The organism is Micromonospora matsumotoense (assembly GCF_900091525.1).
GTDB lineage: Bacteria > Actinomycetota > Actinomycetes > Mycobacteriales > Micromonosporaceae > Micromonospora > Micromonospora matsumotoensis.
Window position 1 is genome coordinate 103,219 of record NZ_FMCU01000019.1, and the last position, 24,409, is coordinate 127,627.

General features: G+C 71.8%; 25 protein-coding genes and 1 pseudogene. 6 read left to right on the forward strand and 20 right to left on the reverse strand.

Annotated features, from left to right (window positions below; all coding sequences use genetic code 11):
• Positions 1 to 179 precede the first annotated feature (179 nt).
• Together GA0070216_RS27710 and GA0070216_RS27715 are read left to right on the forward strand one after the other, a co-directional pair.
• On the forward strand, positions 180 to 1,736 hold the full coding sequence (locus tag GA0070216_RS27710; RefSeq protein WP_091252185.1) for an LPXTG cell wall anchor domain-containing protein: 1,557 nt from the start codon (positions 180 to 182) through the stop codon (positions 1,734 to 1,736).
• Between the two features lie 200 nt (positions 1,737 to 1,936).
• Positions 1,937 to 2,719 (forward strand): annotated as a pseudogene (locus GA0070216_RS27715) (DedA family protein); the annotation flags it as partial.
• 434 nt (positions 2,720 to 3,153) lie between these two features.
• On the opposite strand, the gene GA0070216_RS27720 reads toward GA0070216_RS27715, so the two are convergent.
• From GA0070216_RS27720 to GA0070216_RS27790, 15 genes are all read right to left on the reverse strand, one after another.
• Complete coding sequence (locus tag GA0070216_RS27720; RefSeq protein WP_007454255.1) at positions 3,154 to 3,531, reverse strand: ArsR/SmtB family transcription factor; 378 nt, start codon at positions 3,529 to 3,531, stop codon at positions 3,154 to 3,156.
• Positions 3,532 to 3,588: 57 nt separating this feature from the next.
• Positions 3,589 to 4,128: an orotate phosphoribosyltransferase gene (pyrE, locus tag GA0070216_RS27725; protein ID WP_091252187.1), complete on the reverse strand. Its 540-nt coding sequence runs from the start codon at positions 4,126 to 4,128 to the stop codon at positions 3,589 to 3,591.
• A 167-nt stretch (positions 4,129 to 4,295) separates the two neighbouring features.
• Positions 4,296 to 5,105, reverse strand: coding sequence for an SDR family NAD(P)-dependent oxidoreductase (locus GA0070216_RS27730; RefSeq protein ID WP_091252189.1), 810 nt, complete (start codon positions 5,103 to 5,105; stop codon positions 4,296 to 4,298).
• A 9-nt stretch (positions 5,106 to 5,114) separates the two neighbouring features.
• Positions 5,115 to 5,870: a hypothetical protein gene (locus GA0070216_RS27735; protein WP_245722767.1), complete on the reverse strand. Its 756-nt coding sequence runs from the start codon at positions 5,868 to 5,870 to the stop codon at positions 5,115 to 5,117.
• Between the two features lie 73 nt (positions 5,871 to 5,943).
• Entirely contained in the window at positions 5,944 to 6,822 is an 879-nt protein-coding gene (locus tag GA0070216_RS27740) for a hypothetical protein (protein WP_176739164.1), read from the reverse strand.
• Between the two features lie 150 nt (positions 6,823 to 6,972).
• On the reverse strand, positions 6,973 to 7,956 hold the full coding sequence (locus tag GA0070216_RS27745) for a hypothetical protein (protein ID WP_176739169.1): 984 nt from the start codon (positions 7,954 to 7,956) through the stop codon (positions 6,973 to 6,975).
• Positions 7,957 to 7,990: 34 nt separating this feature from the next.
• Positions 7,991 to 9,574: a polyamine aminopropyltransferase gene (locus tag GA0070216_RS27750; protein ID WP_091252192.1), complete on the reverse strand. Its 1,584-nt coding sequence runs from the start codon at positions 9,572 to 9,574 to the stop codon at positions 7,991 to 7,993.
• Entirely contained in the window at positions 9,571 to 10,320 is a 750-nt protein-coding gene (locus GA0070216_RS27755; protein WP_091252194.1) for a hypothetical protein, read from the reverse strand. Before GA0070216_RS27755 ends, GA0070216_RS27750 begins: the two co-directional genes overlap by 4 nt.
• Complete coding sequence (locus GA0070216_RS27760; RefSeq protein ID WP_091252196.1) at positions 10,320 to 10,742, reverse strand: DUF350 domain-containing protein; 423 nt, start codon at positions 10,740 to 10,742, stop codon at positions 10,320 to 10,322. Before GA0070216_RS27760 ends, GA0070216_RS27755 begins: the two co-directional genes overlap by 1 nt.
• 40 nt (positions 10,743 to 10,782) lie before the next feature.
• Positions 10,783 to 11,208, reverse strand: a complete 426-nt coding sequence (locus GA0070216_RS27765; protein WP_091252198.1) for a DUF4247 domain-containing protein — start codon at positions 11,206 to 11,208, stop codon at positions 10,783 to 10,785.
• 55 nt (positions 11,209 to 11,263) lie between these two features.
• Positions 11,264 to 11,863: a DUF2617 family protein gene (locus tag GA0070216_RS27770; RefSeq protein ID WP_091252200.1), complete on the reverse strand. Its 600-nt coding sequence runs from the start codon at positions 11,861 to 11,863 to the stop codon at positions 11,264 to 11,266.
• A gap of 2 nt (positions 11,864 to 11,865) precedes the next feature.
• Positions 11,866 to 12,492 carry a DUF4178 domain-containing protein gene (locus tag GA0070216_RS27775; protein WP_091252290.1) on the reverse strand — a complete coding sequence of 209 codons (627 nt, stop codon included), beginning with the start codon at positions 12,490 to 12,492 and terminating at the stop codon, positions 11,866 to 11,868.
• 96 nt (positions 12,493 to 12,588) lie between these two features.
• Entirely contained in the window at positions 12,589 to 12,993 is a 405-nt protein-coding gene (locus tag GA0070216_RS27780) for a hypothetical protein (RefSeq protein ID WP_091252202.1), read from the reverse strand.
• 224 nt (positions 12,994 to 13,217) lie between these two features.
• The gene (clpB, locus tag GA0070216_RS27785; protein ID WP_091252204.1) at positions 13,218 to 15,809 is read right to left on the reverse strand and encodes an ATP-dependent chaperone ClpB; all 2,592 of its coding nucleotides are present in this window, start codon (positions 15,807 to 15,809) and stop codon (positions 13,218 to 13,220) included.
• Positions 15,810 to 15,933: 124 nt separating this feature from the next.
• Positions 15,934 to 16,215 carry a hypothetical protein gene (locus GA0070216_RS27790; RefSeq protein WP_091252205.1) on the reverse strand — a complete coding sequence of 94 codons (282 nt, stop codon included), beginning with the start codon at positions 16,213 to 16,215 and terminating at the stop codon, positions 15,934 to 15,936.
• A gap of 465 nt (positions 16,216 to 16,680) precedes the next feature.
• Between GA0070216_RS27790 and GA0070216_RS27795 the strand changes: the two genes are divergently transcribed.
• From GA0070216_RS27795 to GA0070216_RS27810, 4 genes are all read left to right on the forward strand, one after another.
• Positions 16,681 to 16,911, forward strand: a complete 231-nt coding sequence (locus GA0070216_RS27795) for a winged helix-turn-helix domain-containing protein (RefSeq protein ID WP_091252208.1) — start codon at positions 16,681 to 16,683, stop codon at positions 16,909 to 16,911.
• Positions 16,912 to 17,042: 131 nt separating this feature from the next.
• A complete protein-coding gene (locus GA0070216_RS27800) occupies positions 17,043 to 17,543 on the forward strand; it encodes a cation:proton antiporter regulatory subunit (protein WP_091252210.1) in 501 nt (166 codons plus the stop codon).
• Positions 17,544 to 17,548: 5 nt separating this feature from the next.
• A complete protein-coding gene (locus GA0070216_RS27805; RefSeq protein ID WP_091252212.1) occupies positions 17,549 to 18,754 on the forward strand; it encodes a cation:proton antiporter in 1,206 nt (401 codons plus the stop codon).
• 174 nt (positions 18,755 to 18,928) lie between these two features.
• Positions 18,929 to 19,360: a hypothetical protein gene (locus tag GA0070216_RS27810; RefSeq protein ID WP_091252214.1), complete on the forward strand. Its 432-nt coding sequence runs from the start codon at positions 18,929 to 18,931 to the stop codon at positions 19,358 to 19,360.
• Positions 19,361 to 19,543: 183 nt separating this feature from the next.
• Here GA0070216_RS27810 and GA0070216_RS27815 read toward each other — a convergent pair whose 3' ends face one another.
• From GA0070216_RS27815 to dnaK, 5 genes are all read right to left on the reverse strand, one after another.
• Positions 19,544 to 19,753: a hypothetical protein gene (locus tag GA0070216_RS27815; protein ID WP_091252216.1), complete on the reverse strand. Its 210-nt coding sequence runs from the start codon at positions 19,751 to 19,753 to the stop codon at positions 19,544 to 19,546.
• A gap of 257 nt (positions 19,754 to 20,010) precedes the next feature.
• Complete coding sequence (locus GA0070216_RS27820) at positions 20,011 to 20,454, reverse strand: heat shock protein transcriptional repressor HspR (protein WP_091252218.1); 444 nt, start codon at positions 20,452 to 20,454, stop codon at positions 20,011 to 20,013.
• Between the two features lie 28 nt (positions 20,455 to 20,482).
• Positions 20,483 to 21,667 (reverse strand): molecular chaperone DnaJ, encoded by a 1,185-nt coding sequence (dnaJ, locus tag GA0070216_RS27825; protein ID WP_091252220.1) that lies wholly within the window; start codon positions 21,665 to 21,667, stop codon positions 20,483 to 20,485.
• An 82-nt stretch (positions 21,668 to 21,749) separates the two neighbouring features.
• Positions 21,750 to 22,493, reverse strand: coding sequence for a nucleotide exchange factor GrpE (grpE, locus tag GA0070216_RS27830; RefSeq protein ID WP_091252221.1), 744 nt, complete (start codon positions 22,491 to 22,493; stop codon positions 21,750 to 21,752).
• A gap of 42 nt (positions 22,494 to 22,535) precedes the next feature.
• Positions 22,536 to 24,407 carry a molecular chaperone DnaK gene (gene dnaK / locus GA0070216_RS27835; RefSeq protein ID WP_091252223.1) on the reverse strand — a complete coding sequence of 624 codons (1,872 nt, stop codon included), beginning with the start codon at positions 24,405 to 24,407 and terminating at the stop codon, positions 22,536 to 22,538.
• Between the last annotated feature and the right edge of the window lie 2 nt (positions 24,408 to 24,409).

The following is a 24,409-nucleotide window of genomic DNA, read 5'->3' on the forward strand; positions in this document are numbered from 1 at the left end:
AGACAGGCGACGGCCACGGGCAGGTGGCAGGCGACGGAGGTGGCCGGGGGCCGTTGGGGTGGAGCCGCCGGCAGTTCGGCCCATTCTGCCGCCGCCCGGCGTCGCGGGGCGACCACATCCGACCGGGTTCCGTACGCTGCGTGACGACAGCCAGAATTCCATGAGGACAGGACCCGCTGATGCGCAAGCACGCGATCCGACGTTTGCTGGCCGGGCTCGGTGCGATGGGCGTGTTCGTCGCCGCCTCCGCCGCTCCCGCACCGGCTGCCCCCGCCAGCCCCGACGCTCCCGCCGACGTTGCGGCGGCGGCCGGGTTCGACATGTTCGCCAACAACATCACCCTGGCCCCGGGTGGGCCCGGCAAGACGGTGGTCCTGCGGCTGTCGGGCGAGACGCCCCCCGGCAGGTACGCCGCCACCGTGGACTTCGGCGCGGTCGACGCCTTCGCGGAGGTGGGTACCCCCGGGGGCGGGAGCTGCACCCGGGAGGGCACCATCCTGACCTGCACGGCCTTCGGCGAGGACGCGCCGGCACTGCTCGTCCTTTCGATCCGGCCACGCGCCGACGCCGCGCTGGGCCGGGAGGGCAGGCTCCGGTTCACCGTGACCATTCCCGGCGTTGGCACGCGCACGTACGACTCGACCGTGCTCATCGGCGAGGGGGTCGACCTGGTGGCCGGCCCGGCGGTCAAGCTGAGCGGTCGTCCCGGAGCCACAGTGCCGGCGGCGCTGTCGGTCGGCAACCGGGGGCAGGAGACCGTGCAGGGCGCGGTGCTCCTCGTGCTGGGCGCCTACGGGCTCACCCCGTCGAGGCGCTACCAGAACTGCCGTTACAGCAGCGTGGGCGGTCCGGTTCACTTCACGCCGAACCTGTTCGCCTGCACCTTCGACGACGCGATCGAGCCGGGCCGGACGTTCCGGGTCGGCGGCGGTTTCGGTGTCACGGTGCCCGGTGACGCCTGGGCGCCGAACACCCAGACCGGCACCGCCACCTGGCTGACCCCGCAGGACTGGGCGGACGTGCGGCACGAGTACACCCTCGACCAGCAGGGCACCGGCGGGGTGCTGCGGCTGGAACCGGCCGGCAAGCTGCGCGCCGGCACGTCCCGGGCAGCACAGACCGACGTCCGGCAGGCCGACAACGAGACCGCCATCGAGTTGGCCGTCACCGGCGAGCAGCGGGCCGACCTGGCTGCCGACGAGGTACGCGTCACCGGCAAGGTGGGCGCGACAGTACCGGTCAAGATCGGCTACACCAACCGGGGGCCGGCCTCGTCGGGCAACGGCGGCTCCGGCGGCGGCGCGAACATCCGGCTGACCGTGCCGAAGGGTGTCACCGCCGTGAAGGCCCCCGACAACTGCACCGACGCCGACGCGCAGCAGCCGGAGGAGTACGGCCAACCGGGTGCCCGCGCGTACGAGTGCTACCAGTACGGCATCCTCCACAAGGGTGAGCGGGTCGCCCTGCCTTTCTCGTTCCGGATCGACCGGGCGGGCACCCTGACCGGCAAGGTCGAACTGCAGCACAGCTCCGGTGGCAAGGACCTCGACCCGCGCAACGACACCGCGAAGGTCCTGGTGAATCCCGGCTCGGGCGGTCAGGGCGGCGGCGACGGCTCACTGCCGATCACCGGCTCCCCCACCGGCCTGGTGGCCGCCGTCGGCGGGCTGCTGCTGGTGGCGGGCGTCGGCAGCTACCTGGTGGCCCGGCGTCGACGGGCGCGCTTCGTGGCCTGACGGGCACTTCCCGCACCCCCGCACGGGACCGGCGCGTCTCCGCCACCCCTGCTGTCCGGCTGACATCGCCCCCGCCCGGCCGGGGGTCGGCAGCGGCCCCCGGCACGCCGGGGGCCGCCCGGCCGGACCCGGTGTCGGGGTGAGATCCCGGCCGGGGGGACGAGTGCCGCGACCGGCGCTTCGCGGGCTCGGTATGGTGTGTGGCCGTGGACACAGGTGAGAAGACGCGGGTGGTCGCCGAGACGGTCGCGCTGAATCCGCTCGACCCCAAGGATCTGCTCCAGACCTTCGGGCTGGTCGGCGTGTGGGTGATCCTCTTCGCCGAGACCGGTCTGCTGGTGGGGTTCTTCTTCCCCGGCGACTCGCTGCTCTTCCTGGCCGGGGTCGCCGCCTCACCGGTGGCCGATGCGATCTTCGGCAGCGGCACCCGGCTCTCCCTGGTCGGGCTGCTGATCGGCGGCCCGCTCTGCGCGATCGCCGGTGCCCAGCTCGGGCACTGGCTCGGTGCCCGGTACGGCCGCCGGATGTTCGAACGCCCCAACTCCCGCCTCTTCAAGAAGGAGTACGTGGAGAAGGCGGAGTTCTACTTCCAGAAGTTCGGCCCGGCCAAGGCCGTGGTGCTGGCCCGGTTCATCCCGATCGTGCGGACGTTCCTCAACCCGGTGGCGGGTGCGCTCGGCATGCCGGCCAAGCAGTTCTTCCTCTGGAACGTCGTCGGCGCGATCCTCTGGGTGGACGGCATCCTGCTGATCGGCTACCTGCTCGCCGACCAGATCTACAACGCCATCGGTGACAAGATCGACCGGTACATCCTGCCCGTGGTCGCGTTGATCATCCTGATCTCGGTGCTGCCGATCTTCTTCGAGTTCCTCCGCGACCGTAAGGCCCGTCGGCGCGGTGAGGCCGTCGCGGTGATCGCCGCCGCGAGCGCGGTGGGCGCGGTGGAGGCCGTCCGGGACGCCGTCGAGCACCACCACCATCACGACCAGCCCCGGCAGCCGTACGGCGAACCGCAGTCGGCGCAGCAGCACGGCCACCAGCAGCAGCACGGCGACCCGCAGCAGCACGGCCACCAGCAGCAGCACGGGGACCCGCAGCAGTACGGGCAGCAGCAGTCCTACGGTGGTCGGCAGCCCGACCAGCCGCACGGCCACGACCAGCAGTTCCCGCCGCAGACCTACGGCCAGTCCCCGCCGCAGGACGGTGGACGGTACCCGGAGCACGGTCAGGGTCGCTGACCGGCGGACGACGAACGGCCGGCCCTCGGGGAGAGGACCGGCCGTTCGCCTACACGTACGCCACCGCGGGCACGGTGGTGGATCAGCAAACTGACCGGTGACGGACAGCCGTCACCACCCGATGACGCCACCCCTGGTACGCCATCGGACGTCGCCCCTGGCGGGGGCGACGGGTGCAGTCAGCGGGCCTTCTTGGTGGCCCGCTTGCGCGGCGGCGTGAGGAGGTCGGCGATCGTGGCGATCGCCGACGGCACCAGCCGGTAGTAGGCCCACACACCACGCTTCTCCCGCTCCAGCAAGCCGGCCTCGGTGAGGATGCGGAGGTGGTGGCTGACCGTCGGCTGCGAGAGGCCGAGCGGCGCGGTGAGGTCACACACGCACGCTTCGCCCTCGGGCGCCGACTGGATCAGGCTGAGCAGCCGCAGCCGGGCGGGGTCGGCGAGGGCCTTGAGGACCCCCGCCAGCCGCTCGGCATCGGCACGTTCGATCGGCTCGCCGGCAAGCGGCGAGATCTGAGGCATGGTCATTTCAGCCAACGCAGTTCCCACGTATTCCATCCTTCCACCAGCAGCATCGATCCGCCTGCATATCAGCAGATCCGAATCGGCAAATTTTCACGCCACAAGGCCGAGGTCAGCCAACGTAAAGGCCGCCCGATACGGCAGTCCGGCGGCTCGTACGACGTCGCTGGCGCCCCGATCGACGATAACCGCCACGCCCACGACCTCCGCCCCGGCCTCGCGTAGTGCTTCGACGGCCGTCAACACGCTGCCGCCCGTCGTCGAGGTGTCCTCCACCGCCAGTACCCGCCGGCCGGCCACCTCAGGACCCTCGATCCGCCGTTGGAGACCATGCGCCTTGCCGGCCTTGCGGACCACAAAGGCGTCCAGGGGTCGATCGGTCTCCGCGGCGGCGTGCAACATCGAGATGCCGATCGGATCGGCACCCAGGGTCAACCCACCGACCGCGTCGTAATTCCAGTCGGCGGTCAGCTCCCGCATCACCCGACCGACCAGGGGAGCCGCCCGGTGATGGAGAGTCACGCGACGCAGATCGACGTACCACTCCGCCTCCCGCCCCGAGGAGAGCACGACCCGGCCATGGACCACAGCCAGGTCAGTGATGAATTTACGCAGGTCGTCGTGGTCCCCCATGGCGATAGAGGGTACTGCGCAAGTCTGTGGGTCGTGTGTGCGGCCCACCCGGAACCGTCGCGCGGGCAACCGATGACTGGCGATGGACGGCTACGCTGCGCGACCGCACCGGCAGAGTTGCCGGGCGGCTGCGGGCCGCCCGCACGTCGTACGGCACCGGCGGCCGGTCACTCCCCGGCCGGGTCGAGCTGCCCCCGTCGGTCCCGGAAGGCGCCACGCAACAACCGACGCGGTACGTGCCGCAGGCTCGCCACGGCCAGCTTGTACTTCCAGTCCGGAACGCTGACGGTTTTGCCTTTCCGCAGGTCACGTAGGGCTTCGGCGACCACGTCGTCGGCGCGCAGCCAGATCCACCGCGGCATGGCGGACATGTCGATGCCGGTGCGCTCGTGGTAGCCGGTGCGGGTGTAGCCGGGGCAGAGCGCCATCACGTGCACACCCGACGCGCGGGTGGACTGCCCGATCGATTCGCTGAAGCTGGTGACCCAGGCCTTGCTGGCCGGATAGGTGGAACCCGGCATCACCGGGCCGAACCCAGCGACTGAAGAGACATTTATCACTGCCCCATCGCCACGTTCGGTCATTGGTCCGAGCGCCGCCAAAGTCAGCCGAAGTACCGCGTGCACATTCAACCGGAGCAATTGGGTCTCATCGGCGACGGTGGAACGCAGAAACGGCCGGCTGAGGCTGAGCCCGGCATTGTTGACCAACAGGTGCACCGGGTCGCCCGTGGCCAGTCGCCGTTCCACCCGGCCACAACCGTCGTCGGTGGACAGATCGGCGGGGATGACCTCCACCCGGTTGCCGTACCGGCCGGTCAGTTCGGCGGCGGTCGCGTCGAGCCGGGTGGCGTCCCGGGCCACCAGGATCAGGTCCCAGCCCTCGGCGGAGAGTTGGCGGGCGAAGGACTCACCGATGCCGGCGGTGGCCCCGGTGATCAGTGCGCGGCGGCCCGGAGCCGGTCGGTCGGCGGTCACGGTTGCTCCTCAGCGGGGCGGCGGCGCCGACGCAGCGGCACCCGGGGGCGGTTCGGACGTGGGCGGCACCGGCGCGGCGGCACCGTGGGGCGGTTCGGACGTGGGCGGCACCGGCGCGGCGGCACCGTGGGGCAGGTCGGAGACGGGGTACGCCCAGGGCGCGGCGGGGTGCGGCGGCGCGGACGCGGGCGGCACCGACCGGCGGGTGGCGAACCAGGCGTTCGCCGGGGGAAGCATCAGCAACCCGGCCACCGCGAGGTAACCGAGGGCCTGGGCCACCGAAACTGCCCCGTTCACCGGAAGCCACCAGGACGGGTAGGCGTCGTCGAGGGTGCCGAACAGGTCGGCGACGCCCCGGTCACCGGCACCGAGCCGCAGCGGCCTGGCCCGCTGGCCGACCAGTGCCACCAGTGCGCACCCACCGGCGAGCAGGCCCAACCCGCAGACCGCCCAGATGCCGATCCTGGCCGCCCGACGTCGGGCGAGCAGCCCGCCGGCTAGGCCGACCAGCAGCAACGCCACCAGCACCGTCAACACCGCCGCACCGATCGTGCTGAACCGCAGCAGCCGGACCACGCCGTCGACGTCTCCCGGGTCGGCGGCGGTGCCGGCGGCGGCGACCCGGAACCGGTCGATGGTGCCGCCCAGGGCGAGCAGGGTGGTCACGGCGTAGACCCCGGCGGCGAGCGCCATCAGCCCGAGCAGTGTCACCGCCGTGGTGACGGCCGCCGGTCGGCGGGCCGGCACCTGATCCGGGTACGACACGACGATTCCCTCCGGTAGGCGTCGGTGTGCAACCTACTCGGAGGGAATCGTCGGTGTCGCTGTTACGCGCCCGTCAGCTGCCGGCGGGGCGCTGCGGGTCGTCCGGTCCGCTGCCTCCGGCGGGCCGGTCCGGGTCCCCACCTGACGGCGGCGGCCAGGACGAGCCGTCGGACGGCTGCGGCTGGTCCGGCACGCCCGGGGTGGCCGACGACGGGCCGGGCTGGCCCGGGGTGGCCGACTGTCCGGGCACACCCGGCTGACCGGGGGCGCCGGGCTGCGGGTAGTCGGGCGTCGCCGGGTAACCGGGGGTCGCCGGGTAGCCCGGGGTCGCCGGGTAACCGGGGGCGGTCGGGTAGGCGGCACCGGGAACCGGCGGCTCCCAGCCGCCCTTGGCCTTGCGGAAGAACTCGTTGGACTTCGGCAGGGCGAGCAGGATCAGCGCCGCCAGCAGGGCCAGCAGGCTGAGCACGCCGAGCAGCGTGCTGACCGGGTTGTACCAGGAGGGCAGCACGGCGTTCATGCTGCGCTCCAACTCCTCGGCGCTCGGCGCGTCGCCGGAGGTGGAGCCGGTGGAACCGCTGAAGCCCGCGGCGCCGTTGACCAGTCCGCCGCCGACGCAGCAGACCATGATGCCGCCGACCACCCAGGTGGCGATCCGGCTGCCGTTCTTGCCCCGGTTGTTGAAGATCGCCAGGACGACGAGGGCCAGCGCGATCAGCAGTAGAACGGCGGACGCGGCGACGGCGAAGACCACGACGGCGGTGCCGAGCCCGTCGACCTCGCTCGCGGTCCCCTCGAACGCGTCCTCGAACGCCTGGCGGAGCTTGCCGCTGATCGCGAGGGTCAGGATCAGCCCGATGAGTTGGAGCGCCGCGAAGAACATCAGCAGATAGCTGGAGATTGTCACCAGACCCGGACGGGTCCGGGCGGGCGTGCTGTGGGAATCGACCATGATTCTCCTTCCTAGATCACCGCACCACGGTAGCGTCCGTAGTCCCGTCGCACCGGGTACGACGGTGCCGTACCCAATGATCGACCTGCCGAATCACCCATCAGCCGCGGGCAGGGCCGCGACCGAACCGGATCATCCGCACGTCCCGGGTCACGACTCGCGTACCAGTCGGCGGTGTTCGGCGGTCACCACGGCGAGCAGGAGCAGATCCACCGCGAGCCCGGTCACCGCGTCGAACTGGTTGACCGTGAAGTTGAAGATCTGCCCGAACAGCAGGTCGACCAGGAGGGCCAGCTTGAACAGCCGGAACGCGGCCCGCCGGTCGTGCCGGAGCAGGAACGCCGCGCGGATGCTCAACACCCCGGCGACCAGCGCCGAGGCGGACACCCCGAGCACCGCGCCCCACTCCCCGGCCTGGTCCAACTCACCGGTCACCTCCTCCGTGACCACCCCCACCACCGTGGCCACCGGCTCGACGACCAGGTAGACCACCACCGGGGAGACCACCCACCGCCGGGCGGTCAGCCGGATCAGCGCGGCCCGCAGCCGGGCCACCGGGGGCTGCCAGAACCGCTGTGGCGGTGGCCCCCGGCGCGGCACCACGTCGAGCAACGCGGACACCGCCGACTCGACCTCCGGACCGGCCCCCCGGACCAGCCGTAGGGTGGCCACCCGTCGCCGGTCGGTGAGCCCCCGACCGAGGCCACCGACGACCACGTCCAACGCGTTCGCCACCCGCTCCCCCGGGGTGAGGCGCAGCCGGTCGCGCAGCCCCTGGGTGAGCACCACCAGCAGGGCGAAGACGGCGTAGATGATGCCGGCGGCCGGTCGGTAGAAGTAGTCGGTGCCGGCGGTGACGAACTTGCCGACCTCGTCGATGAACAGCCCGAAGCCGACCCCGGCGAGCACCGCGCCGGTCATCCGGGCGGCCCCGCCGAGGAAGACCAGCGCGACGCCCAGGCCGACGGTCATCAGCAGGCCACCCCAGAGCACGTGCGCGATGTGCAGACCGCCGCCGCCGAGCTGCGGGTAGCCGGTCGCCCGGAGGAAGGCCCGGGTGACCAGCACCGTGGCCACCCCGGACAGGACGAACGCCTGGAGGTACGCCGCAGCGTCCACCGCACGCGGTGGCAGCCGGCGGCGCGACGACGGTGACATCTGTCCGAGGCTAGTAGCCGCGCCACTCGCTGCGGGCGTAGTCGAGCACCCTGGGCCGCAACAGGGTGGAGGCGGGCACGTCCAGGCGGCCCCGGTCGGCGGGGAAGGCCGCCGCCGCCCGCAGCACCCCCGGGTCGAGGAAACGCAACCGGGGCGCATCGGTCGGCAACTCCAGCACCGGCGGGGTGCCGCCCGGCGTGGCGAGCACGAACCCCCAGTCACCGAACGACGGGACGTCGACGTGGTACGGCACGGTGGCGAAGCCGGCCTCGCGTACCGACGCCTCGATCGACCAGTACGACCTGGGCGCGAAGTACGGCGATCCGGACTGCACCACCAGCCGGGCGCCCTCGGCGAGCACCGAGCGGATCAGGGCGTAGAACTCGACGGTGTAGAGCTTGGCGGTGGCCGTCTCGTCCGGGTCGGGCAGGTCGGCGACGACCACGTCGAAGCGTTCGGCGGCAGTCCGCAGCCAGCCGAAGGCGTCGGTGTTGAGCACCCGGACCCGGGGGTCGTCGAGGGAGCCGCCGTTGAGCGCGCGCAACTGCGGCTCGGAGCGGGCCAGTGCCACCACCGCCGGGTCGAGGTCGACCACGGTCACCCGGCGCACGTCCGGGTAGCGCAGGATCTCGCGGACCGCGAGGCCGTCGCCGGCACCGAGAACCAGCACCTCACCACGCGGGCCGCGCATCGCCGGATGCACCAGCGCCTCGTGGTAGCGGTATTCGTCGATCGAGCTGAACTGGAGGTCGCCGTTGAGGAACAGCCGCAGGTCGGTGTCGGCGTGGCCGATCTCCCGCACCGACCGGGTCAGCACGATCTCCTGGTAGCGGGAGCGTTCGGCGTGCACCACCGGGTCCCGGTAGAGCTGCTGGCGGCTGGTCACCTCGAAGTCCGCGGCGGTGACCCAGGCGTACCCCAGGCAGAGGGCGACCACGACGGAGCCGGCGCCCAGCACGAGCCGGGCCCGCCGGCTCAGCTCGGCGCGGAACACCGTGCAGACCAGGGCCAAGCCGGCCACCGCGTTCACCGCGCCCACCACCAGCGCGCCCTTGAGCTGGCCGAAGACCGGAATCAGCAGGAACGGGAAGGCGAGCCCACCGAGCAGCGCGCCGACGTAGTCGGCGGCGAACAGGTCGGCGACCGCGCTGCCGGCGGCCTGCTCGCGGATGCGTTGCAGCATCACCATCAGCAACGGGATCTCCGCGCCGATCAGCAGGCCGAGCACGAAGGCCGTGCCGACCAGCGCCGGGCCGTACAGGTCGAGCCAGGCGAAGGCGGCGTAGAGGCCGAGCACCGACAGGCCGCCGAGCAGGGCCAGCGTCAGCTCGATCACCGCGAACGCGGCGGCGGCCCGGGGCTGCAACGGCTTGGCCACCAGCGCGCCGATCCCCATCGCGAAGACCATCACGCCGAGCACGATCGACGCCTGCCCGACCGTGTCGCCGATCAGGTAGCTGCCGAGCGCGACCAGCGCCAGCTCGTACACCAGGCCGCAGGCGGCGCAGACGAAGACCGCGACCAGCACCGCCGCGCGGGCCCACCGCCAGCGGGGCCGGGTCGGATCGTCCTCGACCGGTGTGGCGGTGGTCACGACGTCCCCCGGAAACGCCCGGCCGGGGCCGCCCGCTGCCGGCCGCGCTGCACGAAACCGACGGTGATCAACAGGGCGGCGACCAGCAGCAGACCGGCGGCGGCCAGCAGCGAACCCCAGCGGTCCCGCAGGAAATCGCTGCCGGCGTCCGGCAGCGGCGCCGTCACGGCGGCGGGATCGGCGGTCGGGGTGGCGGCCGGTGGCGCCGCACCCGTCTCGGCGACCAGCAGCGGCAACGCCACGGCGGCGCGGCAGATCGCCCAGCCCGGGTCGTCGACGAACACGTCCTCGTGCAGGCCGAACCGGGCCAGGCCGGCCTGGACGGCGGAGAGGTCGGCGCTGGAAAAGTCGCCCGAGCCGGTCACGGTGATGAACGCCGAGTCGCTGCTCTCGCTGCTCTCCGCGGTGTAGGTGATCCGGGCGCGGACCTGCACCCAGCGCGGGCAGCGGTCGTCCTCCTCCACCGCCACCCCGTCGCCGAGGTTGGAGCCGACGCTCACCGGCGAGCGGAACGACTCCTCCAGCCACCAGCCGTAGCAGATGCCCTGGCTGGCGGTGGCCTGCGCGAGGAGCGGCACGGTGTCGGTGCGCTCGTCGACCGCCGGGGCGGGGACGGCGGTGCCGCCGGAGTCCTGATTGAAGAGGCTGCTTCCCACGCAGCAGAGCACGAACAGGCCGAGGATGATCCCACCCACCCAGGCGCCCGTGTTCTGCTTCGCCTTCGCCGGTGGTTTCGCCGTGGTCATCAGCTGATGGCGGCGGCGATGATCGCGCCGGTGGCGAGGTGCACCACCGCCGACACCCAGACCGCCGGGTGCGGCTGCGGGTCGACCAGCAGCTCGCCCAACTTGCCCGGGGTCAACGCGTCGAGCAGCACGAACGCCAACGCCATGATGACCAGCCCGACGATCCCGTACGCGGCCGCGCCGACCAGGCCGAGGAGGAAATCGTCCTCGCTGGCGGCGATCGCGGCGACCACGATCGTGCCGACGCCGGCCAGGTTCGAGGCGAGCAGCAGCGCCGCGTTGCGGTTGCGTTCGGTCCAGATCAGCTCGTGGAGCTTGCCCGGGGTGGCCACGTCGACCAACACGTAGCCGATGGCCATCAGGACGACGCCGACCACCCCGTAGGCGAGGGTGACCAGCAGATCGGTGACCAGGTTCTGCACAGCGTGCTCCAGGGGTTCGTTCGGTCGGGGTGGTGCGGAGTCACTTACCGGCGCCGGGGCCGCCGCCGCGTACCGTGCTGCCCCGCCCCCAGCCCCAGTGGCTGCCCACCGTCGAGTGGTAACGCGGGTACGCGGTCCGCATCCGTTCCAGCAGGATCACCGAGCCGGCGGCGATCGGCAGGATCACCAGCGAGTCGTCGTCGTAGCGCAGGTAGACGCCGCTGCCGTCGACGTACTGGTCGGCCGGCTTCCAGGCGCCGGTGATGTCGTCCGCCACCTGGCTCGGGGTCCGGTTCGAGGTGTACGCGACGGCGTCCCGCCCGATGTCCCGGTTCGCCGACCGGGTGTAGCGGTCCTCGATGTAACCCCGGGGCGAGAAGTTGCCGTAGAAGATGGCGAAGGCGGCGACCAGCGCCCCGATGACCGCGAAGGCCACCCCCACCACGAACCAGCGTCGGTACGTCACAGTGTCTTCTCCGTTCGCGACTGCGGGGCTCGCAAAACCGGCTCACTCCTCGCGCTCACCGCGTCTTCTCCGTTCGCGACTGCGGGGCTCGCAAAACCGGCTGCGAGGTGCGCGGCAGCGCCACCACCGTCTCGGTCAGGACCAGCTCGTTGGTCTGGGGGTACGCGTGCCAGGTGCGCCAGCCCACCGACCCGTCCGGCGCGTCGGGGCGTACAGCCAGCGCGGTGACCGCGTCCGGGTCCCCGGGAAAGACCCCCACCAGGGCGTACGGGTCGTCGGCCAGGTCGGCGCGGAGCGCGGCGATCCGGGTGTGCAGCTCGTCCCCGGCGGGGCGCAGCACGGTGGCCGTGAACCGGTAGCCACCCGCCTCGTCGTGCAGGGTGCCGGGCAGGTGCGGCGGTCGGCCGGGCAGGCAGGCGACCGTCTCGACCAGCCCACCCGCCGCGTCAGGGCCCATCATCGCGTCAGGGCCCGCCGCGTCAGGGGCGGTGAGGACGACCTGGTGGGAAGCGCCGAGCAGGCGCAGCCGGAGCCGGATGCCGCCGGGCAGCGTCAGGTCACGGACGTGCAGGGCGGGTCGTTCCGGGCCACCGAGCGCCAGACTCAGGTCGGCGGCGCAGGTGTCGACGTACGGGGTGTCCAGGCTGACCAGCACGATCAGGACCCCTCCGGCCCGGCCTGCGGGTACACCATCACGTCGGTACGGTGCAGTCGCTCGCCCCGGCCCATCTCCCAGCCGGCCTCCCCGTACGCCTCGAAGGAGAGCCGATCGTCGCCCTGCCCCCGGTAGTCGTGGTAGCGGACCGTGCCGTACGGGTCGAGGCCGGTGCTGCCGGTGGCCGAGTAGCGGGCCTGGCCGGACTCCTCCCAGGAGTAGCGGCGACCGGCGAAGTCGAGGGTGGGTGCGCCCGGGGTGACCGTCGCGGCCGGCTCAGCCGTCCAGAGCACCAACTCCAGGTCGGGGTCCTCCTCGACGGAGAGCCAGCGCTTGTCGCCCTCGACGGTGTCCAGCAGGTGCTCGGCCCAGCTCCAACCGCCCTCGACCAGGTGCACCGAGCCACGGACCGCGTACGACACCCGGCGGATCTCGACGATGTCGCCGGGCTTGAGCTTGCGGGGGTCACCGCGCAGCGCATCGGAGTCGGTGTCGCGGAACGGGTCCTTCGCCGCCGTCGGGCGGGTGGGCTTGCGCCCCTTGCGCATGGCCACCACCGCCACCACGATCCCGGCGACCCCGATCAGACATCCCAGCGTCGCTACGACGTACGCCACCGAACCGTTCACCTCGACCACCTCCCCAAGTGCATCGGCGGAGACGGTAACAACCCCGCGCACCCCGCGCACCTGGGGAAACTCCGTTAGTTCTGAGTGAGCAGTCAGTTACCGAGCGTCCCCGTCGGTGCGGTGGGCGGCCAGCCGGTCCGCTGCGTACCCGCTCAGGGTGGTGGTGGCCATCGTGCAGCCAGTGAAGGTGGTGAACTCGTCGTCCTCGTCACGCAGGATCGTCCAGGCGTCCCGGGCCGCCGCCGGGTCGACCTGTTCCAACAGCGCCGCCGCGTACGCCCGGCCGGCCGGTGAGCCGTGCCGCAGCAGCCAGTCGACCTGTTCACGGGCCTGCCGGGGGCGCCGCGCGAACGCCTCCTCGACCCGCCGGTACGCCTCGGTCACCGGCAACAGCGTGCCGGCGAACCCCACCCCGCCGAACGCGACGGTGTCCGCCCCGGCGAGTTCCCGCACGGCGACATCCAACTCCGGATCCCCGCTCTTCTTCCGCATCCCGAACATGCCCCCATCCTTTCCCCGCCCCGCCCCGCCCCACCCCACCCACCGCGCCCCGCGCCCAGCCCGGTCCGACCGCGGTGATCAAGAGGTTTACGTCAACGGAGAGCGCTCTCAGTGACGCAAACCTCTTGATCACCGGCACGGAGGGGGCTGGTGGAGGGCCGGCACGGAGGGCTGGTGGAGGGCCGGGTCGGCCCGGCCGGGCGGGCGGGTCGGCCCGGGGAGGGTCAGCTGGTGGTGACGGTCAGGCCGTCCTTGCCGTCGGAGAGGTCGACCCGCACCGTGTCGCCGTCCCGGATCACGCCACCCAGCAGCGCCTTGGCGAGTTGGTCGCCGATGGCCGACTGGACCAGGCGGCGGAGCGGGCGGGCACCGTAGATCGGGTCGTACCCGTGCTCGGCGAGCCAGGTCCGGGCGGCGTCGGTGACGTCCAGCGCCAACCGGCGGTCGGCGAGCCGACGGCGCAGCCGTCCGAGCTGGATGTCGACGATCGACCGGAGGTCGTCCCCGCGCAGCGCGGCGAAGACCACGATGTCGTCGAGCCGGTTGAGGAACTCCGGCTTGAAGTGCGAGCGGACCACCGCGAGCACCCCCTCCCGGCGCTGCTCCTCGGCGAGCGTCAGGTCGCTGATCACCGACGACCCCAGGTTGGAGGTGAGGATCAGGATCGCGTTGCGGAAGTCGACGGTACGACCCTGGCCGTCGGTGAGCCGACCGTCGTCGAGCACCTGGAGCAGGATGTCGAAGACGTCCGGGTGGGCCTTCTCCACCTCGTCCAGCAGGATCACCGAGTACGGCCGGCGGCGCACCGCCTCGGTGAGCTGACCGCCCTCCTCGTACCCGACGTAACCGGGCGGGGCACCCACCAGGCGGGCGACCGAGTGCTTCTCGCCGTACTCGCTCATATCGATGCGGACCATGGCCCGCTCGTCGTCGAAGAGGAACTCGGCGAGCGCCTTGGCCAGCTCGGTCTTGCCGACGCCGGTGGGGCCGAGGAAGAGGAAGCTGCCGGTGGGGCGGTCCGGGTCGGCGACGCCGGCCCGGGCCCGGCGTACCGCGTCGGAGACGGCACCGACGGCCTCGGCCTGGCCGACGACCCGGCCGCCCAGCGACTCCTCCATCCGGAGCAGCTTGGCGGTCTCGCCCTCCAGCAGCCGGCCGGCCGGGATGCCGGTCCAGGCGGCCACCACGGCGGCGATATCGTCCGCGCCGACCTCCTCCTTGAGCATCGCACCGTCGGCCTGGAGCCGGGCCAGCTCCTCCTCGGCCTTCGCCAGGTCGACCTGGAGTGCCGGGATGCGGCCGTAGCGCAGCTCGGCGGCGCGTTCCAGTTCGCCGTCGCGTTCGGCCCGCTCGGCCTCGCCGCCGAGGCGTTCCAGCTCCTCCTTGGCGGTGGAGAGCTTGGTGATGTGGCTCTTCTCGGTCTGCCAGCGCTCGGACAGCGCGGTGAGCTGCTCGCGCTTGTCGGCCAGCTCCTTGCGCAGCCGTTCCAGCCGCTCGGCGGAGGCGGCGTCGGGCTCCTTGGCCAGCGCCATCTCCTCGATCTCCAGCCGGCGGACCGCCCGCTCGATCTCGTCCACCTCGACCGGCCGGGAGTCGATCTCCATCCGGAGCCGGGACGCGGACTCGTCGACCAGGTCGATCGCCTTGTCGGGCAGGAACCGGTCGGTGATGTAGCGGTCGGACAGCGACGCGGCGGCGACCAGCGCGGCGTCGGTGATCCGGACGCCGTGGTGCACCTCGTAGCGCTCCTTGAGGCCGCGCAGGATGCCGATGGTGTCCTCGATGGTCGGCTCGCCGACCAGCACCGGCTGGAAGCGGCGCTCCAACGCCGGGTCCTTCTCGATGTGCTCGCGGTACTCGTCGAGGGTGGTCGCGCCGACCATCCGCAACTCGCCGCGCGCGAGCATCGGCTTGAGCATGTTGCCGGCGTCCATCGAGCCCTCGCCCTTGCCCGCGCCGACCACCGTGTGCAGCTCGTCGAGGAAGGTGATGACCTGCCCGTTGGAGTTCTTGATCTCCTCCAGGACAGACTTGAGCCGCTCCTCGAACTGGCCCCGGTACTGCGCCCCGGCGACCATCGCGCCGAGGTCGAGCGAGACCAGCTTCTTGTCCCGCAGCGACTCCGGCACGTCGCCGGCCACAATCCGCTGGGCCAGGCCCTCGACGATCGCGGTCTTGCCGACGCCGGGCTCGCCGATCAGCACCGGGTTGTTCTTGGTACGCCGGGAGAGCACCTGGATCACCCGGCGGATCTCCGAATCCCGGCCGATCACCGGGTCGATCTTGCCGTCCCGGGCGCTGGCGGTGAGGTCGACGCCGTACTTGGTCAGCGCCTGGTAGGTCTGCTCCGGGTCGGCGGTGGTGACCCGCCGGTCCCCGCCCCGCACGGTCGGGAACGCGGCGACCAGGGTCTCCTCGGTGGCCCCGGCGGACTTCAACGCGTGGGACACCGCGCCACCCACCCGGGCCAGGCCGGCCAGCAGGTGCTCGGTGGAGGTGTACTCGTCGCCGAGCGGCCGGGCGATCTGCTCGGCGGCCCCGATGGTGTTGACGAACTCGCGGGCCAGGGTGGGCTCGGCGATGCTGGAGCCGCGCGCGGCGGGCAACGCGTCGACCGCGCGCTGAGTGACCCGGCGCAGCTCGGCGGGATCGGCACCGACGGCGCGCAGCAGGCCGGCGGCGGTCGAGCCGTCGGTGTCGAGCAGGGCCAGCAGCAGGTGCCAGGATTCCACGGTGGCGTGACCACGCTGGTTGGCCAGCGCGACGGCACCGGTGATGGTTTCGCGGCTCTTGGTGGTGAGTCGTTCCGTGTTCATGGGCTCCCCCGGTATCGGCGTGTCCACTAGTAAGAGACACCACCAGAGTTGAGCCTATTCCGCTCAACTCTTCCAATGTGGCGTGGGTCACATTGACCGGCGGCTGAGGCTGACTGGGCCAGGGTCAGCGGGGCAGACGGGCGGCGTTCGGTGGCCAACGGGGCAGGCGGGAGGTGCAGGGGGTCTCGTGGTCGGCCCGGAGCACGCACCGCCGGCCACTGTCCAGCCGGTTGTCGCAGAAGACCCGGTGGCGTACCCCCTGATCATCCTCGGCCGAGACGGTGGTCTCGCCTGGGTCGACATGGGCGAGAAAGGCCAGCGAGCGGGCCGCCGTCCGGGCGAGCATCTTCGCCCGCGCCAGATCCGCAGCACTGACCGGCAGATGTACGACATACCGCCCGGTCACGCCTCCCCACCCGCCCGACCCGGCTCACGCCACCCCGGGCGGGCCGAAGCAATATCGGCCCAATGGCGGTATCGCGATGGCTCGGACACCGCAATATCGCCCCACCTGAGTTGACCAAGATCGAGCTTCGACGGTGGGTGCGGCGACTCGTACGCCATGGCGCTCCTTCGTTGGACGGCTCGGTGTCGCGGTACTGGAAGGGCAGCCCGGCCGCGCTGTCGGCTCGGCCGGACTGCCCGCCCTGCCATCGCAGCCCACTTCGGCGGTACGACGACAGGGCCGCTGGCCTGGTCGGGACGGGCCACGGGGGATGCCCGCCCCGACCGCGAGCGCCCCAAGTGCCATCCGGGGGCGTTCACGACGAACCTACAATCGGTACCGGTTGCAGGTCAACAACCCACCCACGATTGCTTGAGGTCGGAGGTGCCCGCGTGATCAAATGGGCGTGCCATCCGGGGAGTGTGTATGCCCAAGCAGCAGTACCAGGTGCTCGCAGACGAGCTGAAGAACAAGATCGATTCGGGAGAGTGGCCGCCCGGCACCAAGCTGCCGAGCAGGTCGCAGCTGTGCAAGGAGTACAGCGTGTCGGACACCGTGGTCGGCAAGGCCATGATGATCCTGCGCGCCACCGGGCTCACCGAAACCCTGGAAGGGGTCGGAGTCTTCGTCGCCACACCCGCCGACGCCTCATCCTGAGCCGGCCGCCCGGCCCACAGGGTTACCGGTCGGTGGGTCGGCCAACACGGGCGGTGTCGACGGCAGGGTGCCCACCAGCAGCGCAGACGTCCGGCGGGTCGGTCTTTCCGGCAGGGTATAGCCTCACGTCCGTGCGAGTACGTGTCGAACAGACCCCCTTACCGGGAATCGGCGTACGTCATGATCTGATGACGGAATCCGGCCGCCGGCTCGGCGTGGTATCCCACCGCAATGGCCGCCGCGACCTGGTGCTCTACGATCCGGACGATCCCGATTCCTGCCAGCACGACGTCCCGCTGACCGACGACGAGGCGGAAGCCCTCGCCGACATCCTCGGCGCGTCGCTGATGCTGGGTCAGCTCTCCGGCCTGCGCGAGCAGGCGGCCGGGCTGCTCACCGAGCAGATCGCCATTCCGGCCGGGTCGAAGTACGTCAACAAGCGGCTCGGTGACACCAAGGCGCGTACCCGCACCAGCGCCTCCATCGTGGCGGTGCTCCGGCAGGGCGAGGTCAACGTCTCGCCCGATCCCACCTTCCGCTTCGCGGCCGGTGACGTGGTGGTCGTTGTCGGGACCCGGCAGGGTCTCGACGGAGTGACCGCCATCCTCGCCGACAGTGACCCGGACGGCTGAGGCGGATGCACGAAACCACCACACTGCTCATCGAGGTCGGCGCGCTCCTGCTTCTACTCGGGCTGCTCGGCCGGCTCAGCCGCCGGTTCGGCGTCTCCCCCATCCCCCTCTACCTGGTCGCCGGTCTCGCCTTCGGTCACGGTGGCCTGCTCCCGCTGGCCGCCAGCGAGGAGTTCTTCGCCGTCGGCGCCGAGATCGGCGTCATCCTGCTGCTGGTCATGCTCGGCCTGGAATACAGCGCCAACGAGCTGGTCGGCAACCTGCGCTCGGCGGCCCCGGCCGGCCTGATCGACGCGGCGCTCAACGCCCTGCCCGGTTTCGGTTTCGCACTGCTGCTCGGCTGGGGCTGGGTGGCCGCCGTGGTGCTCGGCGGCATCACCTGGATCTCGTCCTCCGGGGTGATCGCCAAGGTGCTCGGCGACCTCGGCCGGGTCGGTAACCGGGAAACCCCGGTCATCCTCTCCGTGCTGGTCATCGAGGACCTGGCGATGGCGCTCTACCTGCCGCTGGTGACCGCGCTGCTGGCCGGCGTGGGCCTGGTCAAGGGTGGGATCGCGCTGGGTGTCGCGGTGTTCACCGTGGTGATCGTGCTGGTCGTCGCCATCCGCTTCGGCCACCTGATCTCCGCCGCCCTGTCGGCGAAGGACCCGGAGGCGCTGCTGCTCGGGGTGCTCGGCCTGACCCTGCTGGTGGCCGGCATCGCCGCCCGACTCCAGGTCTCCGCCGCCGTCGGGGCGTTCCTGGTCGGTATCGCCCTGTCCGGGCCGGTGGCGCACCACGCCACCGAACTGCTCTCCCCGCTGCGGGACCTCTTCGCCGCGGTCTTCTTCGTCTTCTTCGGCCTGGTCACCGACCCCCGGGACATGCCGCCGGTGCTGCTGCCCGCGATCGTGCTGGCCGTGGTCACCATGGGGACGAAGCTGCTCACCGGCTACCTGGCGGCCCGCCGGGCCGGCATCGCCGAGCCCGGCCGCTGGCGGGCCGGCTTCGCGTTGATGCCGCGCGGTGAGTTCTCCATCGTCATCGCCGGTCTGGCCGTCGCCGCCGGCACCGTCGAACCCAAGCTGGCCGCGCTCGCCACGGCGTACGTGCTGATCACCGTCATCACCGGTCCGATGCTCGCCCGGCTGCCCGACATGCGCTGGTTCAAGCAGCGGCTGCGTCGGCGGATCGCCGCCCAGCACCCCCGGCCGGTGCCCGCCACGGACTGAGAGCTGCCTGGCCAGGCCGCCGACACGGGTGGCCTGGCCAGGACCGCCGTTGCCGAATTGCTCCCGGCGGGGTCTTCCGTCGGCCGGGCAGCGGCGGCTAGCGTTGCGCCCCAGCAGGCCAGGGTCTCGCGGGCGGACGGAGGCACCCCGCGGGTGTGAGCGGGAAGGTTGCCGGTGAGCGTGCAAGGTCCGCCGTTCCACGGCTTCGCCAACCCCGTCGACCCGTCGCCCGGGGAGTTGCGGGCCTGGGCGTACCAGCCGGATTCGGTGCCGTTGACCTCCCTGCCCCAGGACTGGGACCTGTTGGTCTCCGGCGACCACCTGGTGCTCACCCTCTTCGAGTTGGCGCTGGACCCGAGCTGTCCGGCACGCCGCTTCGCCCTGCACTGCCTCTACATCTACGCGGCCGACGGCATCCGGACGAACTTCCGCGCCCACCCCCGGCGGCGCTTCCGCAAGCTGGTGGAGCAGGCCGAGCGGGACGGCGACGAGTTGGTGCGCAACTGGGCGTACAACAGTCGGGTGCTGCTGGCCCGGCAGGAACTCTTCACCTACCACGACTGGTGCGAGGGCGGCCTGGTCCGGGACAACCGCCGGCTCGGCTGACCGACAGCGCACCCCGGCCCATGCCTGGGCCGCCGCCACCGTGGCCTCGGCCCAGGACAGGCCGCCACCACCGTTCCCCGGCCCAGGACGGGCCGCCGCCACGGAAACACCTCGACCTGACCCGACGGCGAGGCGAACGGGCCGGGACCCCCCGTGGGTCCCGGCCCGCACGTCGGCGGATCGTCAGCGTGCCGATCCGCCCTGGTTGCGGCGTTTCTCCTCGGCCCGCCCCCGGTCCACGCCGTGGTCGCCCTGGTCGGCGAACCTGCCGTCCTTGACCTTGTCGGAGAACTTGCCCTCGGTGACCCGGTCGAACTTCTCCCGGACGTTCTCGGCCACCTTGTTGAGCCGCTCCTCCGCCTGCCGAGCCACCTTCTTCGCCGATTCCGCCACGGTTTCCCCCCGTCATCGGAGCCCGGATTGAGCCGGTCGGTCCTGATTCAGAGGCTAGCGGGAACGACCACTCCGCCGCCGGAAAACCCCCGACCCCCCGCCCGCGGATCACCACCGACCCGCAAGGGACGGAACCTCCCCAAGATCCACTCTCGTGAGCAGAAATAGCGGTGTCCCCGCCGTGGAACACCGCTATTTCGGCTCAAGAAAGTGGATCTTGCCCAGACAGGCCAGGCCAGACGGGCCAGGCCAGGCGGTCAGCGGTCGGGCTGGCGGCGGGGACGCCAGACGACCAGCGCCGTGGAGGTACGGTTCGTGGGCACCAGGGCTCCCCGCGAGAAGCCGCTGGCCAGCGTCTCCAGCTCGGCGATCCGCCGGTACGCGGCGTCCAGCTCCGCCTCCAGCCGGGCCACCCGCTGCTGGGCCTGCTCCACCAGGCGTTCCAGCCCGATGATCCGTTTCACCCCGGCCAGGTTGACGCCCTCGTCCTGACTGAGTCGCTGCACCTCGCGCAGCAGCACCACGTCGCGCACGCTGTAGCGCCGCCCACCACCGGCGGCCCGGCCGGCCTGCACCAGGCCGAGCCGGTCGTACTGACGCAGCGTCTGCGGGTGCATTCCCGCCATCCGTGCCGCGACCGAGATCATCAGCACCTTGGCCTCGTAGGCAGGGTCACCCGAACCGACGAACCCGTCCGACATCCCTCTCACCTCCGCACCCGTCCACCGGTCAGCCGACCCGACGCACCCGTGCGTCGAGATGTTCCCGGGCCGCTGGCGGCGTCGCGCCGGCGAACGACTCCAGCGCCGCCCGGGCCTCGTCCGACACCGTCGCCGGCACCACCACGTCCAGCGTGACCAGCAGGTCACCGGCCTGGCCGTCGCGACGCACCACACCCTTGCCCCGGGCCCGCAGCACCCGCCCGGACGGGGTCCCCGGCGGCACGCGCAGGGTCACCGCGCCGTCCAGCGTGGGCACCCGCAGGTCGACGCCGAGCACCGCCTCGGCGAAGGTGATCGGCACGGCCAGCGTCAGGTCGTCGCCGGTACGCCCGAACAGGTCGTCCGGGCGGACCTTCACCTGGACGAACAGGTCGCCCGCCGGCCCACCCCGCTGACCCGGCTCGCCCCGCCCGGCCAACCTGATCCGCTGCCCGTCGGCCACCCCGGCGGGAAAACGGACGTTCAACGTGCGGGTCTTGGTGACCCCGCCGGTGCCGTGGCACTCGGGGCACTTCTCCTCGACGACCGTGCCGACGCCCTGGCAGTTGCGGCACGGCTCGGAGAAGCTGAACGACCCCTGGTCCCGGGTGGTCACCCCGGCGCCGTGGCAGACCGGGCAGGCGGTCGGCTGGGTGCCGGGCTTCGCGCCGTTGCCGTGGCAGGTGTCGCAGACCCCGGGCGCGCGCAGCGTCAGCGGCAGGGTGACACCCCGCACCGCGTCCCCGAAGTCGAGGGCCACCTCGGTCTCCACGTCCCGGCCCCGGGCCGGGCCACGTGCCCGCGTCGGACCGGCACCACCGGCGCCACCGCCGGAGAAGATCGAGCTGAACAGGTCGGTGAAGCCGCCACCACCGAACCGGGTGTCCCCACCACCGCCGCCGAACAGGTCGGAGACGTCGAACGGGGCACCGCCGGGCTGACCCGTGCCGCGCGCGCCCCGACGGAACGCGCCCGAGCCGAACAACGAGCGCATCTCGTCGTACTCACGGCGCTTGGTGTCGTCGCCGAGCACCGCGTACGCCTCGGAGACGCCCTTGAACCGCTCCTCGGCCAACGGGTCACCGGGGTTGTGGTCCGGATGTGACTCCCGGGCCAACTTCCGGTACGACTTCTTGATCTCGTCCGAGGAGGCGGACTTCTCCACGCCCAACGTGGCGTAGAAGTCCTTCTCGATCCAGTCCTTGGAACTCACCGGTCCACCCCCTTCCGTGAGATGTGGCCCGGTCGCCCCGCCCACCGGGTGAGGGTGGGCGGGGCGACCGGATGGCCGTGCACTATTCCGGGTCGGCGACCGCGACCATGGCCGGCCGCAGCAGCCGCTCACCCCGCAGGTAGCCCCGACGCATCACCTGTACGCAGGTGGGCTCGTCGACGTCCGGCGAGGTCCGGTGCGCGACCGCCTCGTGCCGGGTCGGGTCGAACGGGTCACCCTTTTCACCGAAGGGCGTCAGGCCGAACTTGCCCAGCGCCGTGGTGAGCTGCTCGGCAACCGTGCCGAACGGCCCGACCAGGTCGCCGTGCTCGCGGGCCCGGTCCAGGTCGTCCAGGATGGGCAGCAGTGCGGCCAGCACCGAGCCGGTCGCCTGCTCCTGGACCACGCCCCGGTCCCGGTCCACCCGCTTGCGGTAGTTGGCGTACTCCGCCGACACCCGTTGCAGGTCCCGGGTCCGTTCGTCCAGCTCGGCCCGGAGGGCTTCCAGCTCGGCACCGAGCGGCGAGCCCGTCGGGCTGCCGTCGACCGGCTGCGCGGGGGCGTCCACCACCGGTGGGCCGGTCGGTGCCGGGCCGTCGAGCGCGGTCGCCTCGGCCTCGATCTCGTCGACCATCACCTCGGCCTCCTCGACCAGCCCTTCGGCCGGGGCGTCCGCCCCGGCGTCGGCGGCGGCGGGCGTCTCCTCGGTCCTGCCGAGCTTGCGGTTGTTCCGGATGACGACCCGCGGCCCGTCGTCGGCGGGCTCGGAGCCACCCGGCGTCGACCCGGAGGCGCCCGGGTCGGCGGCTCGTGGCTTCTCCGTCATACGACTACCTCGATCCCTGTGCGGTGAGTTCGGCGCGGACGGTCACTTCTTGTCCTCGTCCACGATCTCCGCGTCGACCACGTCGTCCGGGCCGCCCGCCTTCGGGGCCCCGGCGGCACCCGCGCCGGCACCGGCACCCGCGCCCGGACCGGCCTCGCCCGGCTGCTCCCCCTGCTCGGCCTGCTGCGAGTAGAGCAGCGAACCGGCCTGCTGGGAGACCTGGGCGAGCCGCTCGTGGGCCGCCTTGATCTTCTCGATGTCCTGGCCGCCGAGCGCGCCGCGCAGCTCGCCGAGGGCCTCGTTGAGCTGCTCCCGGTTCTCCGTCGGCAGCTTGTCGCCGCTCTCGGCGAGGAACTTCTCGGTCTGCCACTGGAGCGCCTCGGCCACGTTGCGGGCCTCGGCCTCCTCGCGGCGACGCTTGTCGTCGTCGGCGTGCTCCTCGGCGTCGCGGCGCATCCGCTCGATGTCGTCCTTCGGCAGCGAGGAGCCGCCGGTGATCGTCATCTTCTGTTCCTTGCCGGTGCCCAGGTCCTTGGCGTGCACGTTGACGATGCCGTTGGCGTCGATGTCGAAGGTGACCTCGACCTGCGGCACGCCGCGCGGCGCCGGCGGGAGGCCGGTCAGCTCGAAGGTGCCGAGCTTCTTGTTGTACGCCGCGATCTCACGCTCGCCCTGGAACACCTGGATCAGCACCGACGGCTGGTTGTCGTCGGCCGTGGTGAAGACCTCGGACCGCTTGGTCGGGATGGTGGTGTTGCGCTCGATGAGCTTGGTGAAGATGCCGCCCTTGGTCTCGATGCCCAGGCTCAGCGGGGTCACGTCGAGCAGCAGGACGTCCTTGACCTCGCCCTTGAGCACGCCGGCCTGCAGCGCCGCGCCGACGGCGACGACCTCGTCCGGGTTGACGCCCTTGTTGGGGTCGCGGCCGGTGAGCTGCTTGACCAGGTCGGTCACGGCCGGCATCCGGGTGGAGCCGCCGACCAGGATCACGTGGTCGACACCGGCGATCTTGATGCCGGCGTCCTTCACGGCCTGCTCGAACGGGCCCTTGCAGCGGTCCAGCAGGTCCTGCGTCATCCGCTGGAACTCGGCGCGGCTGAGCGTCACGTCCAGGTGCAGCGGGCCGGCCGAGCCGGCGGTGATGTACGGCAGGTTGATGTTGGTGGTGGTGGCCGCCGACAGCTCGATCTTGGCCTTCTCGGCCGCCTCGCGGAGCCGCTGGAGGGCCATCTTGTCCTGGCCCAGGTCGATGCCGTGCTCGCCGCGGAAGGTCTTCACCAGGTGGTCGATGATCCGCTGGTCCCAGTCGTCACCGCCGAGCTGGTTGTCACCGCTGGTCGACTTGACCTCGACGACGCCCTCGGCCAGCTCCAGCAGGGACACGTCGAAGGTGCCGCCGCCCAGGTCGAAGACGAGGACGGTCTGCTCCTTGGAGCCCTTGTCCAGCCCGTACGCCAGGGCCGCGGCGGTCGGCTCGTTGACGATCCGCAGCACGTTGAAGCCGGCGATCTCACCGGCCTCCTTGGTGGACTGGCGCTGCCCGTCGTTGAAGTAGGCGGGGACGGTGATCACCGCGTCGGTGATCTGCTCACCCAGGTACGCCTCGGCGTCCCGCTTGAGCTTCATCAGCGTGCGCGCCGAGATCTCCTGCGGGGTGTACTTCTTGCCGTCGATGTCGACGGTCCAGTTGGTGCCGATCTCCCGCTTGACCGAGCGGATGGTCCGGTCCGGGTTGGTCACCGCCTGGCGCTTGGCGACCTCGCCGACGAGCACCTCGCCGTTGCGGGCGAACGCGACGATCGACGGGGTCGTCCGCGAGCCCTCAGCGTTGGCGATGACGGTGGGCTCACCGCCCTCGAGAACGCTGACGCAGGAGTTCGTCGTGCCGAGGTCGATACCGACCGCACGTGCCATCT